This is a genomic window from Neobacillus sp. PS3-34, assembly GCF_030915465.1.
In the GTDB taxonomy this organism is placed as follows: Bacteria; Bacillota; Bacilli; order Bacillales; family Cytobacillaceae; genus Neobacillus_A.
The window spans coordinates 2,173,761-2,190,000 of the sequence record NZ_CP133267.1 but is presented as its reverse complement, the minus strand read 5'-3'; the positions used below and the strand labels follow the sequence as shown (position 1 = coordinate 2,190,000).

Sequence of the window (16,240 nt, the reverse complement as noted above, 5' to 3'; positions counted from 1 at the left end):
TTTCACGAAAATAGTGAATGGGGAAAAAACAGAAGTGCATCTATGTGAAAAGTGTGCGCAGGAAAAAGGCGATATGTTTATGATTAATGCTGCTTCTGGTTTTTCCATTAATAATTTGCTGGCGGGACTTTTAAATATTGATCCTTCCTTTCACCATACCACGCAAAATACATTTGATAAGGAAGAGATTCTACAGTGTGACCAATGTTCAATGACGTTCGACCAATTTGTTAAAATCGGCAGGTTTGGATGTGCGCATTGTTATGAGACATTTAAAGATCAGCTGAAGCCAATTTTGCGCCGTCTGCATAGCGGGAATTGGAATCATAATGGGAAAATTCCGAAGAGGATTGGCGGAACAATTCATCTCCGCAAACAGGTTGATGAATTGAAACAACAATTAAAGGAATTAATTTCAAATGAAAAATTTGAGCAAGCGGCCGAAATTCGTGATGAAATTCGTTCCCTGGAAAAAAGATTGAAAGTTAATCGAGAGGGAGGGGAATAAGCGTGTCGCTGGAAAAGTTCATTAGTCAAGCGGTAAGCTCCTGGATGAGTGTGGAAGGCCTGATTCAGATATTGTCCTCAGTTCCCGTATCCGGTTAGCCCGCAATCTTCAAGAATATAAATTTCCAACTTTGTTTTCACATGAAGAAGCTAAAATGATTATTGTAAAAATGGAAGAGATTTTAAGTAAGTATCCGTTTGAAAAATATGGACAAATGGAATTACTGAAAATGGATGGACTCCAGCCTTTGCAGAAAAGGGTCTTAATGGAGAAACACTTAATCAGTCCAAATCTAACAGAGGATTCCACCCATGGGGCATGCATACTGAGTGAAAATGAAGAAATCAGTATTATGCTGAATGAAGAGGACCATATCCGTATTCAATGCCTGTTCCCAGGGTTTCAATTATCAGAGGCACTTGAAGCGGCGAGTGAGATTGACGATTGGCTGGAAGAGCACATCCATTATGCTTTTAACGAAAAGCAAGGTTATTTAACAAGCTGTCCGACCAATGTGGGAACAGGTTTAAGAGCCTCTGTGATGATGCATTTGCCGGGGCTGATTCTTACCCAGCAAATAAATAGGATCATTCCCGCGATTAATCAACTGGGACTTGTGGTAAGAGGTATTTATGGAGAAGGAAGCGAAGCATTAGGAAATATTTTTCAAATCTCCAACCAAATTACCCTTGGCAAGTCTGAAGAAGATATTGTTGAAGATTTAAAGAGCGTTGTCAGCCAACTAATATCGCAGGAAAGGTCAGCCCGTGAAGCATTAGTAAAAACTTCAAACATACAATTAGAAGACAGAGTGTTTCGCTCATACGGGGTGCTAACAAACAGCCGGATTATCGAATCAAAGGAAGCGGCAAGATGTTTATCAGATGTCCGGCTTGGTATAGATATTGGTTTTATCAAAGATATGCCTAAATGCATTTTTAATGAATTAATGATACTGACTCAGCCTGGCTTTTTGCAACAGTATGCCGGAGGCCATTGAGGCCGCATGAAAGGGATATTCGAAGGGCAGCTTTTATTAGGGGACGCCTGAACATGGAACAAGAAAAAGACTGAGGAGGAAAATATTATGATGTTCGGCAGGTTTACGGAAAGAGCGCAGAAGGTGTTGGCATTGGCACAGGAAGAAGCAATTCGCCTGGGACATAATAATATAGGTACAGAGCATATTTTATTAGGTTTGGTTCGCGAGGGAGATGGTATAGCCGCAAAGGCTTTATTCGGACTTGGCCTTGGAGCGGAGAAGATCCAAAAAGAGGTTGAGAATTTAATTGGCAAGGGGCAGGATAGCTCACAATCGATCCACTATACTCCACGTGCTAAAAAGGTAATCGAGCTTTCAATGGATGAGGCGAGAAAGCTTGGCCATTCGTATGTAGGGACTGAGCATATTTTGCTTGGTTTGATTCGTGAAGGTGAGGGAGTAGCTGCCAGGGTATTGAATAATCTTGGAGTGAGTCTTAATAAGGCACGACAGCAGGTTCTTCAATTATTAGGCAGCAATGAATCCGGCGGGCATCAAGGCAATTCATCTGCGAGTGCCAACACGCCAACTTTGGATAGCCTTGCAAGAGACCTTACTGCAATCGCACGCGAAGGCAGCCTTGATCCTGTTATTGGCCGCAGTAAAGAAATCCAGCGTGTTATCGAGGTGTTGAGCCGCCGGACAAAAAATAACCCTGTCTTAATTGGAGAACCAGGGGTAGGTAAGACAGCTATTGCGGAAGGCGCTTGCCCAGCAAATTGTTAATAACGAGGTTCCGGAAATCCTCCGTGATAAACGTGTGATGACACTTGATATGGGAACAGTAGTTGCTGGAACCAAATATCGTGGCGAATTTGAAGACCGCCTTAAGAAGGTTATGGATGAAATTCGCCAGGCGGCAATATCATATTATTTATCGATGAACTTCATACGCTCATTGGGGCAGGAGGTGCGGAAGGCGCCATTGATGCTTCCAACATTTTAAAGCCGTCTCTTGCCCGTGGAGAGCTTCAATGTATCGGTGCTACTACTCTCGATGAGTATCGTAAGTATATCGAAAAAGATGCGGCATTAGAGCGCAGATTTCAGCCGATTCGCGTCGATGAGCCAACAGCGGATGAATCGGTTCAAATTTTAAAAGGATTACGCGACCGCTATGAGCCCACCACCGTGTCTCTATCGGTGATGATGTCATCGAAGCAGCTGTTAAATTATCTGACCGCTATATTTCTGACCGATTCCTGCCAGATAAAGCGATTGATTTGATTGATGAAGCAGGTTCAAAGGTACGCCTTCGTTCCTACACAACACCGCCAAACCTGAAGGAATTGGAACTTAAGCTGGAGGAAGTAAGAAAAGAGAAGGATTCATCAGTTCAAAGCCAGGAATTTGAAAAAGCTGCTTCCTTAAGAGATACGGAACAGCGCCTTCGTGAGCAGCTTGAAGAGACGAAGAAGAGCTGGAAAGAAAAGCAGGGTAAAGAAAATAGTGAGGTAACCGTTGAAGATATAGCAAGCGTCGTTTCCAGCTGGACTGGAATACCCGTTTCCAAGCTTGCTCAGACGGAGACAGAAAAGCTGCTTAACCTTGAAGAAATCCTGCATTCCCGCGTCATTGGCCAGGAGGAAGCGGTCAAGGCTGTATCAAAGGCAGTCCGCCGTGCGCGTGCAGGGCTTAAGGATCCGAAGCGTCCTATTGGCTCATTCGTATTCCTCGGACCGACTGGTGTAGGTAAAACAGAGCTGGCCCGTGCGCTTGCTGAAGCGATGTTTGGTGATGAAGATGCGATGATCCGAATTGACATGTCTGAGTACATGGAGAAGCATTCTACATCTAGGCTTGTTGGCTCCCCTCCAGGCTATGTCGGTTATGAAGAAGGCGGCCAATTGACTGAAAAGGTTCGTCGAAAGCCGTATTCTGTTATTCTTCTTGATGAAATCGAAAAGGCACACCCGGATGTTTTTAACATTCTGCTGCAGGTACTTGAAGATGGAAGATTAACGGATTCGAAAGGCCGTACAGTTGATTTCCGCAATACGGTTTTAATCATGACCTCCAATGTTGGTGCGGAAGCTTTGAAACGCAACAAATATGTGGGCTTTAATATCCAGGACGGAGAACAGGATTATAAAGACATGAAGGGCAAAGTAATGGAGGAATTGAAGAAGGCTTTCCGCCCAGAGTTTTTAAACCGAATTGATGAAATTATTGTCTTCCATGCTCTAGAGAAGAAGCATTTGCAGGAAATCGTCTCCTTAATGTCTGATTCACTTGTTAAGAGGTTAAAGGAGCAGGATATTTCTCTTGAGCTGACGGATGCGGCTAAGGAAAAAATCTCACAAGAGGGCTATGACCCTGAATATGGGGCCGTCCATTGCGCAGAGCAATTCAGAAACACATTGAGGATAGGCTTTCTGAGGAATTGCTTAAAGGCAATCTATTGACTGGCCATCATGTTATAATAGATGTAGACAATAGTGAATTTGTTGTAAAGACGGCAGAAATTGCGAAATAAGCTTCAATTTTGTACAGATTAAGATAACTAACGGGGGAGGTACACAACAGGGAAACTCGTGTACCTCCTTTCTTTTTATAAGTACTTGGATGATGGTTTTAAAAATGAATCTGTTGTCGGGAATTCATACCTAAAAATAAGGTTTTTTTTCATAAGTTCGCTTTTGGGAAGGTATGTTAAAGAGAGGGAGAACAATATGGCAAAGAGAAAAACAAAGTTTATGTGTCAGGAGTGCGGCTATGAGTCTGCCAAGTGGATGGGGAAATGCCCTGGCTGCGGTGCCTGGAATAAGATGGTTGAGGAAGTCGAAGTGACAGGGATGAAACGCCGGGGAGCGTTTGCCCATTCAGAAGGCGGTGCAGCCATTCTCTCGAAGCCTTCTCCCATTACTGCTATTGAAACTTTAAGTGAACCAAGGATCTACACAGACCTTAATGAAATGAACAGGGTATTAGGCGGTGGGGTAGTAAAAGGTTCCTTGGTGTTGATTGGCGGGGATCCGGGTATCGGTAAATCAACCCTCCTTTTGCAGGTATCATCCCAGCTGGCTCAGAAAGGGCATTCCGTTTTATATATTTCTGGGGAAGAATCACTTCGCCAGACAAAGCTGCGCGCAGACCGTCTTGGCATTTCGTCAGAAAATCTGCTCGTTTATTCGGAAACCAATTTGGAAGAAATCAGCCGCACGATTGAAAGCACCAACCCTGGTTTTGTCATTATTGACTCCATTCAGACTGTTTTCCATCCTGAGGTGACCTCAGCGCCGGGGAGTGTCTCCCAGGTACGCGAATGTACGGCAGAATTGATGCGGATTGGAAAGACGAAGGGAATTGCCATTTTTATCGTTGGGCATGTGACGAAGGAAGGCTCTATCGCGGGTCCAAGGATTTTGGAGCATATGGTGGATACAGTGCTGTATTTTGAGGGTGAACGGCATCATACGTACCGTATTTTAAGAGCGGTAAAGAACCGTTTTGGTTCGACGAATGAAATGGGTATTTTTGAAATGAAAGAACTTGGTTTGGAGGAAGTAGAAAATCCATCTGAAATTTTCCTTGAGGAACGCTCACAGGGTGCTGCAGGGTCAACGGTAGTAGCATCAATGGAAGGAACACGGCCAGTCCTGGTAGAAATACAGGCACTTATTTCTCCATCAAGCTTTGGAAATCCAAGAAGAATGGCAACAGGCATTGACCATAACAGGGTCCCCTTGCTCATGGCCGTATTGGAAAAACGGGTTGGGATGCTGCTTGCTAATCAGGATGCATATTTAAAGGTGGCAGGCGGGGTTAAGCTGGATGAACCAGCTATCGATTTAGCCATTGCGGTCAGCATCGCGTCAAGCTTTAGGGATAAGCCGACTAGGGCAACGGACTGCATTATTGGTGAGGTCGGCCTCACGGGAGAAGTCAGAAGGGTTTCACGTATTGAGCAGAGGGTGCAGGAAGCCGCAAAGCTGGGGTTTGAAAGAGTAATTTTGCCTGCCAACAATCTTGGTGGATGGAATGGGCATAAAGGGATTGACCTCATTGGGGTATCATCTGTAAGTGAGGCGTTAAAAGCTGCATTAGGAGGGTAATGGATGGAATATAAAAAGCTGGGCGACCAAAACGCAAGTGAGATCTTGAAATTTATTGCCCCGGGAACACCTCTTCGTGAAGGCGTTGATAATGTGCTTCGCGCGAATACCGGCGGCTTAATTGTTGTTGGCTATAATGAAAAAATGAGAACTATAGTCGATGGCGGTTTTCAAATAAATTGCTCTTTTTCTCCAAGCTTTTTATATGAACTGGCAAAGATGGACGGGGCAATCATCTTAAATGAGACCGGAAATAAAATCCTGTATGCAAACGCACAGCTTGCCCCGGATCCAGGTGTTCCCTCATCGGAGACCGGGATGCGGCATAGGACAGCTGAACGGGTGGCAAGGCAAACGAAGTCATTGGTTATCGCCATTTCCCAGAGAAGGAATGTCATAACCCTCTACCAGGGGAATTTCCGCTATGCCTTAAAGGATATCGGTGTCATTCTTGCCAAAGCCAATCAGGCCATTCAAACACTTGAAAAATATAAAGCCGTTCTCGAGCAGAGCATTTCATACTTAAGTATTTTGGAATTCGAGGAATCCGTTACATACAACGATATTCTGCAGGTACTTCACAGGTTTGAAATGATTTTTAAAATTAAAAATGAGTTATTGGCATATTTAAGTGAAATGGGAACGGAAGGAAGATTAATTCGTCTTCAAATGGATGAGATATTAACAGATTTGGAAGATGAAGCGATTTTCATGATTAAGGATTATGCACATGATCGTGATATTAAGGCAACAGAGCTCCTGCGGCGCTTCCAGTCGATGTCCAATAGTGAATTGATAGAGGACCAGGCCATTTTAAAATTGCTTGGATATCAAGGGTATGTCCACTTAGATGAATTCAAATGCCCGCGAGGATACAGAATGTTAAATAGAATTCCCCGCCTGCCGGCCGTCATCATCGAAAATTTGATCAGCCGTTTTGAAGAGCTTCCGAATATTTTCTCAGCATCTGTAGATGAGCTGGATGATGTAGAGGGAATCGGTGAGGTTAGGGCGAGAAAAATTAAGGAAGGCTTTAAGCTGATAAAAGAAAGGCTGTTTACTGGCCGTCTGCTTTAAAACTGGATTGAATAGCCGGGCAGCCAAAGGAAGCTGTTGCCCAGGGCTCCAACAGAAAGGTAAATGCCCGTATGGGAAAATTTATTATGTTTGACACTATTTTTTTGCGGTGCTACCCTAGGAAGTGATAGGGAAAAGACAACTTTCCAGTCTATTTTATTTCAAAGAAAATGTTAATTATTCAGGTTTCAATTTAAGTATTTTGTTTATAATGAGTAGAAGGAGGTGGTGGAATGCTAAGACGTATTGTTCAAGCCTGTTTCCTGATTATCGGGGGAACGCTTGGAATCTTCTTAATTCCGGAATTATTAAATATAATGAAAATAGATCACAATTCTATCATCAGTAATTCATATGTCACGGCTATTCTTGGTGCCATTATTTTTTATCTTATTACTTTTTGGGCAGTAGACTATGTTACAGACTTTATTAAATGGCTGGAAGATTCATTAGTTAAAATCCCTGTAACGGATGTTCTTTTTGGAAGCGTCGGTCTAATTATTGGCTTGTTTATTGCCTTTTTAGTAGGATATGCCTTAAATGCGGTGCAGGTGCCCGTCGTCAATACGGTAGCTCCTATTCTATTGACATTGCTTTTCGGCTATCTGGGCTTTCAGGTTGGGTTCAAAAAGAGGGACGAACTGTTGAGCCTTTTTACCAATAAGAAGAAAAAATCCGGCGAGGAAGAAACTGATAAACCGGAGAGCAAATCCTGGAAAATATTAGACACGAGTGTAATCATTGACGGCCGGATTGCTGACATATGCCAGACTGGTTTTTTGGAAGGAACGATTGTGATCCCGCAGTTTGTGCTGGAGGAATTGCAGCATATAGCTGATTCTTCGGATGTGTTAAAACGGAATCGCGGGCGGAGGGGTCTTGATATTTTAAATAGGATTCAAAAGGAACTCTCGATAACAGTGGAAATGTACGAGGGGGATTTTGAAGAAATACAGGAAGTAGACAGCAAGCTCGTAAAGCTGGCAAAACTGACAAATGGAATTCTTGTAACCAATGATTTTAATTTAAATAAGGTGTGCGAATTTCAGAATGTACCCGTTTTAAATATTAATGATTTAGCCAACGCGGTAAAGCCGGTCGTTCTTCCAGGAGAGGAAATGAATGTACAGGTTATTAAAGAGGGCAAGGATCATCATCAGGGCGTTGCCTATTTGGATGACGGCACGATGATCGTCGTTGAGGAAGGCAGGGAATACATCGGCAAGAGAATTGATGTTCTTGTAACGAGTGTTCTTCAAACTTCTGCAGGCAGGATGATATTTGCAAAACCTAAATTATTAGAGAAGGCGTTGTAATAGATAGGGGCATGATGATGGTTTACCAGGTGATCATTCCGGCTGCAGGCCAGGGAAAAAGAATGGGAGCGGGAAAGAATAAACTTCTGTTAGAGCTTAACGGAATACCCGTATTTGTCCATACTTTAAAAGTGTTTGAAGAGGATGAAGCGTGCGGGAAAATCATCCTGGCGATTAATCCACAGGATGAATTGGTGTTTAAAGAACTTATTAAACAATACAATCTTAAAAAAGTGGACCGCCTCGTTGAGGGTGGAAGGGAACGCCAGCAAAGCATCCATAATGCCCTCAAAACAATAGAGGACGGGGAAGTTATCCTTGTCCATGATGCAGCAAGACCGTTCATTCAAAAAGACAGTATCCGCCGTCTAACCGAATCAGCCAAAACAACCGGTGCGGCTATCCTTGCCGTACCTGTTAAAGACACCATAAAAAAAGCTGCAGATGGAAATGTGACCGAAACAATTGATCGCTCAAGCTTGTGGGCTGTACAAACCCCACAAGCTTTTCGCATTTCGATACTCAGAGAGGCTTATGAAAAGGCTGAACAGGAAAATTTTCTGGGGACAGATGATTCCAGTCTGGTGGAACGGTTAAGGTATCCAGTATCCGTCATTGAAGGCGATTATGATAATATCAAACTGACAACACCTGAGGATTTATTTTTCGCCGAGGCAATTTTAAATAAACGAAGCAGTATCGGCAATTATTAGGTAATAAAGGAGGATTATATATGTTTCGGATAGGACAGGGCTTTGATGTTCATCAATTAACGGAAGGCCGCCCTCTCATCATTGGAGGCATTGCCATCCCTTATGAAAAAGGGCTGTTAGGCCACTCTGACGCGGATGTCCTTTTGCATACAGTGGCAGATGCGTGCCTCGGTGCAATTGGCGCAGGGGACATCGGAAAGCATTTTCCTGATACAGACCCCGATTTTAAAGATGCTGACTCGGCTAAATTGTTGGAGCATGTCTGGAAGCTTGTTAAGGAAAAAGGGTACGAGCTTGTAAATGCAGACTGCACCATCATTGCCCAAAAGCCAAAGATGGCACCTTATATTGGACAAATGCAGGAACGGATCGCCGGATTGCTTGAAGCAGATTCGGAGCAAGTTAACGTAAAGGCAACGACGACAGAAAAGCTTGGCTTTGCCGGCAGGGGAGAGGGTATTGCCTCTCAAGCGGTCGTCCTTTTAAAAAAGACTAGCCTTCATGAATAGTTTTTTCAAAAATACCATGATACACTAATACAATAATTAGACAGATTCCTAAGTTACAGGAGGCATTATTATGTCAAAAGAAGTTCGCGTAAGGTATGCTCCAAGTCCCACTGGACATTTACATATTGGTAACGCCCGTACGGCGTTATTTAATTACTTATTTGCCCGGAACCTGGGCGGGAAGTTCATTATCAGGATTGAAGATACAGACAAAAAGCGTAATATTGAAGGCGGCGAACAGAGCCAGCTGAAGTATTTGAAATGGCTTGGCATGGACTGGGATGAAAGCGTAGATGTTGGCGGCGAATATGGGCCGTACCGCCAGTCTGAAAGAAATGAAATATATGAAAAATATTATCTTCAAATGTTAGAAGAAAGGCCATGCCTATAAATGCTATTGTACTGAAGAGGAGCTTGAAGCAGAACGTGACGCGCCAGACTGAGCGCGGTGAAACTCCACAGTATTCAGGCAAATGCCGCCACTTAAATGAGGAAGAACGTGCGAAGCTTGAAGCAGAAGGGCGAAAGCCAAGCATCCGCATTAAGGTGCCTACAGGAAAGGTTTACTCCTTCAATGACATGGTCAAAGGTGAAGTCAGCTTTGAGTCTGAAGGAATGGGCGACTGGGTCATGGTCAAAAAGGATGGCACTCCTACCTATAATTTTGCGGTTGCCATTGATGACTATCTGATGGAAATCTCCCATGTATTAAGGGGTGACGACCATATTTCCAATACTCCGAAACAGCTTGTTGTTTATGAAGCATTAGGATGGGAGCCGCCGACATTCGGGCATATGACACTGATTGTAAATGAAAGCCGTAAAAAGTTAAGCAAACGGGATGAATCGATTATCCAATTTATCGAGCAATATGAAGAATTAGGGTATCTGCCCGAAGCATTGTTTAATTTTATCACTTTGCTTGGCTGGTCTCCGTCTGGCGAGGAAGAAATCTTCTCAAAGGAAGAATTCATTGAGATTTTTAATGCAGAGCGTCTGTCAAAATCACCGGCGTTATTTGATAAACAAAAGCTTGCCTGGATGAATAACCAGTATATTAAAAAAGCGGATATTGACCGTCTTGTAGGCATTTCATTGCCGCATTTAATTAAAGCTGGACGTGTTTCTGCTGATATGAGTGAAACAGAAATGGAATGGTCACGCAGCCTAATTGCCCTTTTCCAGGAAAAAATGAGCTTTGGTGCCGAAATCGTTGAACTGACGGATATGTTCTTCAAAGAGGAAGCAGACTATGAAGAAGATGCAAAAGAGGTTCTATCTGGTGAGCAGGTGCCAGAGGTTCTTAAAGCCTTTTCAGTTGAGCTCGACCAGCTAAGTGAATTTAAAGCGGATGGAATTAAAGCTGCAATGAAGGCTGTCCAAAAGTCGACAGGACAAAAAGGGAAAAATCTTTTCATGCCAATTCGTGCGGCAGTCACTGGCAGAACGCATGGCCCCGATCTTCCTATGGCGATTGAATTATTAGGGGAATCAAAAATTCAAACACGCCTGAAGAATATTATCAGTTAACATTTTCGAGAAAATGTAATATATTAAAAGGTAAGATATTCATAAATGTAAAGTGTTGATGAGGAAAAGTAGAAAAATGATGCTTTTTAGAGAGAACCACCACCGGCTGAAAGTGGTTTAAGATTATCATTTTTTGAAGTGCACCTCTGAGCCCCATTTTAAAAGGATGAGTATATCCAAGTAAATATGGGCGGAGCCCTCCGTTAAAAGGTTAAGTTGGGATTGTCATTAAATATGGCAATCTAAACAGAGTGGAACCGCGCCTTCAGCGTCTCTGTCTATATGACAGGGGCGCTTTTTATTTTCTATAAAAAACGAAAAACAAGAGAAATCAAAATAAAAGCAAAGGAGGAACCAGTCGTGTTTAAAAAGTTAAAAGAAGATATTGAAGTGGTCTTTGAACAGGATCCAGCTGCCAGGACCTATCTGGAAGTGATTTTAACCTATTCAGGCCTGCACGCCATCTGGGCTCACCGATTAGCGCATGCCTTGTATAAACGAAAATTCTATTTCCCCGCCCGGATTATTTCCCAGGCAAGCAGGTTCTTTACCGGAATTGAAATCCATCCGGGGGCTAAGATTGGCCGAAGATTTTTTATCGACCATGGCATGGGAGTAGTCATCGGGGAAACATGCGAAATAGGAGATAATGTAACGGTCTTTCAGGGCGTCACTCTTGGAGGAACAGGAAAAGAAAAAGGAAAACGCCATCCGACGATTAAGGATAATGCCTTGATAGCGACTGGAGCCAAAGTGTTGGGTTCGATTACCATTGGAGAGAATTCCAAAATTGGAGCAGGATCTGTTGTGTTAAAGGAAGTACCTCCTAATTCTACAGTTGTCGGTGTTCCTGGCAAGGTAGTCGTCAGGGATGGTATTAAGATAAAAAAGGATTTAAATCATTGCGACTTGCCCGATCCTACGGGGGACCGTTTTAAAGAGCTTGAAATCGAGTTATCAAAATTAAGACAGGAAATAATAGAGCTAAAAGATGAAAGGAGCAAAGTAAATGGCCATACAACTCTATAATACACTTACTCGTAAAAAGGAAATTTTCTCTCCGCTTGAAGAGGGAAAAGTAAAAATGTATGTTTGCGGACCTACCGTCTATAATTATATTCATATAGGGAATGCACGTCCTGCGATTGTATTTGACACGGTACGAAGATATATGGAATACCGGGGATACGAGGTTCAGTATGTATCTAACTTTACAGATGTAGATGACAAATTAATCCGCGCTGCAAATGAATTGGGAGAGGATGTCCCATCCATTGCCCAGCGTTTCATAAATGCTTATTTTGAGGACGTTTCAGCTTTAGGCTGCAAAAAAGCAGATGTACATCCGCGCGTAATGGAAAATATGGATATTATTATTGAATTTATCAGCAGTCTGATTGAAAAAGGCTTCGCTTATGAATCAAATGGTGATGTATATTTCCGTACCAGAAAGTTTGATGGGTATGGAAAGCTTTCTCATCAGTCAATCGATGAACTTAGAGTAGGGGCAAGGATTGAAGTAGGGGAGAAGAAGCAGGATTCTCTTGATTTTGCACTATGGAAGGCAGCAAAAGAAGGAGAAATTTACTGGGAAAGCCCATGGGGAATTGGCCGTCCAGGCTGGCATATTGAGTGCTCGGCAATGGCGAAAAAGTACCTTGGGGAAACCATTGACATTCATGCTGGCGGACAGGATTTAACGTTCCCTCATCATGAAAATGAGATTGCCCAGTCAGAAGCGCTTTCAGGTAAATTATTTTCCCGCTACTGGATGCATAATGGCTATATCAATATCGATAATGAAAAGATGTCTAAATCGCTGGGGAATTTTGTCCTTGTCCACGACATTATTAAAGTACACAGCCCGCAGGTATTGAGATTTTTCATGCTGTCCGTACATTACCGCAACCCCATCAATTATAGTGAGGAATTGCTGGAAAATACAAAAGCCGCGTTCGATAGGCTGACTACTTCCTTCCAGAACCTTAAACACCGGAAAGCAGCAAGCACTGACCTGACAGATAATAACCAGGAATGGTTTGATAAAATTTCTGCTTTAAGGGAACAGTTTATCGAAGCCATGGATGATGATTTTAATACAGCTAAAGCAATATCTGTCCTTTTCGATTTATCAAAGCTGGCAAATTATTATTTGCTGGAAAAAAATACAGCTGTTGCTGTCATTGATGCTTTCTTGAAGGAATTTGAGGAGTTATTCCATGTGCTCGGCCTGTCAATTGGAAAGGAAGATCTGCTTGACGAGGAAATTGAAGCACTGATTCAAAAGCGTATCCAGCCGTAAAGATCGAAACTTCCAATTGTCAGATGAAATAAGGGACCAGTTAAAAGAAATGAATATCATTTTGGAAGATACGCCGCAAGGAACAAGATGGAAAAGAGGCTAATCCATGCTCCATTATGAAGAAAAAGTCGATGCGAAACAGTTGAATAGCCTGGCCCTTGCTTACATGGGTGACGCCGTTTTTGAAGTATATGTAAGGCGTCACCTGCTGCAAAGCGGGAAAGTAAAACCAAATCACCTGCACCGTGAAGGAACAAAGTATGTATCTGCTAAAGCGCAATGTCAAATTCTTTTTCAAATGATGGATGACGGCATATTAAGCGAAGATGAATTGGCAGTTGTAATGAGGGGGAGGAATGCAAAATCAGGGACGGTACCGAAAAACACGGATGTCCAAACCTATCGTTACAGCACAGCATTTGAAGCCTTGCTCGGCCATTTACATTTAACAGGCAAGCAGGAGCGGTTAGAGGAATTAATCTTAACAGCCTTTTCTCATGTGGAAATACAAAAAGGAGGAGCGAAAGGATGAGCGAAGAATATATCGTTGGCAAAAATCCAGTAATCGAAGCATTAAAATCGAATCGTGACATCAATAAAATCCTTATTGCAGAAGGTTCACAGAGAGGCCAAATGCAGCAGATTACACAGCTGGCAAAGGAATCGAATGTAATTGTGCAATTTGTGCCAAAGAAAAAAATAGATCAGCTGACCGATACCAACCATCAGGGTGTCCTAGCCTATGTGGCAGCCTATCAATATGCGGAACTGGATGATTTATTTAATGCGGCTGAAAAGAAAAATGAGACACCATTTTTCTTATTGCTGGATGAAATCGAGGATCCGCATAATTTGGGGTCGATTATGAGAACTGCAGATGCTGTGGGAGCCCATGGCATCATTATACCGAAACGGAGGGCAGTCGGGCTGACAGCTACTGTCGCTAAATCCTCGACAGGTGCAATTGAATATGTGCCCGTCGCAAGAGTAACCAACATGGCACGAACGATAGACGAGCTGAAAGAACGCGGTATTTGGATTGCAGGAACGGATGCGAGCGGCAGCCAGGATTACCGCCATTTTGATGGCACACTTCCACTTGGGCTTGTGATTGGAAGTGAAGGAAAAGGAATGGGCAGGCTGATTAGGGATAAATGTGATTTCCTCATTAACCTGCCAATGGCTGGAAAGGTTACATCTTTAAATGCATCTGTTGCAGCAGCCCTGTTAATGTATGAGGTATATCGGAAACGGCATCCACTTGAGGGATAAAAATGGACATCCTCCTCGTTGATGGATACAACATTATCGGTGCCTCGCAGGAGCTGCGAGTATTAAAAGATAAGGATCTTGCGGCAGCCAGGGACCGATTAGTGGAGAAGATGGCGGAATATCAGGGCTATTCAGGCTATCGTGTCATCATAATATTCGATGCCCATTATGTACAGGGAACCGAAAAAAAATATAAAAATCATCAGGTCGAAGTTATTTTTACAAAAGAAAATGAATCAGCCGATGAGCGAATCGAAAAGCTCGCGATCAGTTTAAATAATAGACGGACACAGATCCACGTAGCTACCTCCGATTATACGGAACAATGGGCGATTTTTGCCAGGGAGCCCTACGGATATCGGCGCGGGAATTGTACAATGAAATGAGTTTAGTTGAAAAGGGAATAAATAAAAATGTAAAAAAAATACAAGAAAAGAAACCCGTCTCCAAAATTCCTCTTAGTGATGAAGTGGCAGAAATTTTTGAAAAGTGGCGCAGAGGTCAGAAATGAGCATTGACGCTAAAAATTGAACTGCTGTATAATATTTCTATCTATGCGTGTACGGTCGGAGGGGATCTTAGTGAGTCTGGACTTCAAAGTAAGAATCAACGAAAAGCTGATGCTGCTCGAAGACGAAGAAATTGTAGATTTGGTGCACAAAGGCGAAAGTGAAGCACTCGATTATTTAATCCATAAATACCGAAATTTTGTACGTGCAAAAGCAAGATCCTATTTTTTAATCGGAGCAGATAAGGAAGACATTGTACAGGAGGGCATGATCGGCCTGTACAAAGCTATTCGTGATTTTAAAGAAGACAAGCTTACATCCTTTAAAGCATTTGCCGAGCTGTGCATTACCAGGCAAATAATCACGGCTATCAAAACCGCTACAAGGCAAAAACATATTCCCCTTAACTCTTATATTTCATTGGACAAGCCTATTTATGATGAAGAATCAGATCGAACCCTGATGGATGTTTTGTCTGGCGCGAAAGTAATGGATCCTGAGGAATTAATCATTAACCAGGAAGAATTTGACCAAATAGAAGTAAAAATGACAGAATTATTGAGCGATTTAGAAAGAAAGGTATTATCACTCTATCTGGACGGCCAATCGTACCAGGAAATTTCTGAAGAGCTAAACCGCCATGTGAAGTCGATTGATAATGCCCTGCAGCGAGTGAAAAGAAAGCTGGAGAGGTATTTGGAAATAAGAGAATTTTCTCTTTAAACCGAAGGTCCGTCCCTATGTGTTATTGACAATAAATAGGGAGCATGTTACAGTTTTGAAAGATATTAAAGATGGGCCAAGCAGGTGTTAAAATGGGTAAGAAAATCACTCTTGCATGTTCTGTTTGCAGCTCGCGGAATTATACATCAACCAGCAATAAACAGGAAAACCCTGATCGGCTGGAGTTAAATAAATTCTGCAAGACCTGCGGCACACATACAAACCACCGTGAAACAAAGTAATGAAACTAGTAATTAAAGAATAGTAAACTTTCAACATTGAAAGCTGTCTAGTACAGCGCCAGCCAAGGCGCTTATGCTTTTCGAATATGTATTCCCATAGATGGAGGTCACAAGATGCAGCGCATAAGCAAGTTTTTCAGTGATGTAGCCCGTGAAATGAGAAAGGTCAGCTGGCCAAGACGCCGCGAATTGACCCGCTATACGCTTACAGTTTTGACAACGGTTGCGTTTACTGCCATTTTCTTTGCAGTCATAGATTTGGGTATTTCAAAATTGATTCGTTTAATTCTTGAATAACCTAAGGTGTTTCATGGTATAATGGAGAATATTACAGGAATTTCTTTTAAAAGCCCGGATAACGGGTTTTTTCATTTGTCCAAGAAAAGCGAAATCTAGACATCACTTAAGTCAAATAGATTTACTTTTAAAAAATAATAAGATG

Annotated in this window: 12 protein-coding genes, 5 pseudogenes and 1 other annotated feature (1 of these 18 running past the window's edge); all 17 genes and pseudogenes read left to right on the top strand. The window is 42.5% G+C overall.

Translation table 11 applies throughout. From position 1 onward, the window contains the following. Positions 1-508, top strand: partial view of a protein-arginine kinase activator protein McsA gene (locus RCG23_RS11340; RefSeq protein ID WP_308179767.1) — the 3' portion only. Its footprint begins 41 nt before the window's first position; 508 of the gene's 549 nt are visible here — the last part of the coding sequence; its start codon lies off the left edge, out of view; the stop codon is at positions 506-508. 2 nt (positions 509-510) lie between these two features. Continuing rightward, positions 511-1,582 (top strand): annotated as a pseudogene (locus RCG23_RS11335) (protein arginine kinase). A gap of 13 nt (positions 1,583-1,595) precedes the next feature. Next, positions 1,596-4,026 (top strand): annotated as a pseudogene (gene clpC / locus RCG23_RS11330) (ATP-dependent protease ATP-binding subunit ClpC). A gap of 196 nt (positions 4,027-4,222) precedes the next feature. Then, entirely contained in the window at positions 4,223-5,605 is a 1,383-nt protein-coding gene (gene radA / locus RCG23_RS11325) for a DNA repair protein RadA (RefSeq protein ID WP_308179766.1), read from the top strand. A gap of 3 nt (positions 5,606-5,608) precedes the next feature. After that, positions 5,609-6,682, top strand: a complete 1,074-nt coding sequence (disA, locus tag RCG23_RS11320) for a DNA integrity scanning diadenylate cyclase DisA (RefSeq protein ID WP_308179765.1) — start codon at positions 5,609-5,611, stop codon at positions 6,680-6,682. Between the two features lie 233 nt (positions 6,683-6,915). After that, positions 6,916-7,998 (top strand): PIN/TRAM domain-containing protein, encoded by a 1,083-nt coding sequence (locus tag RCG23_RS11315; protein WP_308179764.1) that lies wholly within the window; start codon positions 6,916-6,918, stop codon positions 7,996-7,998. 17 nt (positions 7,999-8,015) lie between these two features. Beyond that, complete coding sequence (gene ispD, locus RCG23_RS11310; RefSeq protein ID WP_308180038.1) at positions 8,016-8,711, top strand: 2-C-methyl-D-erythritol 4-phosphate cytidylyltransferase; 696 nt, start codon at positions 8,016-8,018, stop codon at positions 8,709-8,711. A 20-nt stretch (positions 8,712-8,731) separates the two neighbouring features. Continuing rightward, positions 8,732-9,220, top strand: coding sequence for a 2-C-methyl-D-erythritol 2,4-cyclodiphosphate synthase (gene ispF / locus RCG23_RS11305; protein ID WP_308179763.1), 489 nt, complete (start codon positions 8,732-8,734; stop codon positions 9,218-9,220). Between the two features lie 70 nt (positions 9,221-9,290). Then, positions 9,291-10,750 (top strand): annotated as a pseudogene (gene gltX, locus RCG23_RS11300) (glutamate--tRNA ligase). A gap of 46 nt (positions 10,751-10,796) precedes the next feature. Continuing rightward, positions 10,797-11,029, top strand: a binding site (T-box leader). Positions 11,030-11,086: 57 nt separating this feature from the next. Then, the gene (gene cysE, locus RCG23_RS11295; RefSeq protein ID WP_308180037.1) at positions 11,087-11,779 is read left to right on the top strand and encodes a serine O-acetyltransferase; all 693 of its coding nucleotides are present in this window, start codon (positions 11,087-11,089) and stop codon (positions 11,777-11,779) included. Next, positions 11,760-13,155, top strand: a pseudogene (gene cysS / locus RCG23_RS11290) (cysteine--tRNA ligase). Before cysE ends, cysS begins: the two are co-directional and overlap by 20 nt. A gap of 3 nt (positions 13,156-13,158) precedes the next feature. Further along, positions 13,159-13,584, top strand: a complete 426-nt coding sequence (locus RCG23_RS11285; protein ID WP_308179762.1) for a Mini-ribonuclease 3 — start codon at positions 13,159-13,161, stop codon at positions 13,582-13,584. Next, a complete protein-coding gene (gene rlmB / locus RCG23_RS11280; protein ID WP_308179761.1) occupies positions 13,581-14,324 on the top strand; it encodes a 23S rRNA (guanosine(2251)-2'-O)-methyltransferase RlmB in 744 nt (247 codons plus the stop codon). Before RCG23_RS11285 ends, rlmB begins: the two co-directional genes overlap by 4 nt. A 2-nt stretch (positions 14,325-14,326) precedes the next feature. Further along, positions 14,327-14,835, top strand: a pseudogene (locus RCG23_RS11275) (NYN domain-containing protein). A gap of 109 nt (positions 14,836-14,944) precedes the next feature. Then, positions 14,945-15,556 (top strand): RNA polymerase sporulation sigma factor SigH, encoded by a 612-nt coding sequence (gene sigH, locus RCG23_RS11270; protein ID WP_374049851.1) that lies wholly within the window; start codon positions 14,945-14,947, stop codon positions 15,554-15,556. Between the two features lie 92 nt (positions 15,557-15,648). Further along, entirely contained in the window at positions 15,649-15,798 is a 150-nt protein-coding gene (gene rpmG / locus RCG23_RS11265; protein ID WP_308179759.1) for a 50S ribosomal protein L33, read from the top strand. 114 nt (positions 15,799-15,912) lie between these two features. Further along, positions 15,913-16,095, top strand: a complete 183-nt coding sequence (gene secE, locus RCG23_RS11260) for a preprotein translocase subunit SecE (RefSeq protein WP_308179758.1) — start codon at positions 15,913-15,915, stop codon at positions 16,093-16,095. Positions 16,096-16,240 lie beyond the last annotated feature (145 nt).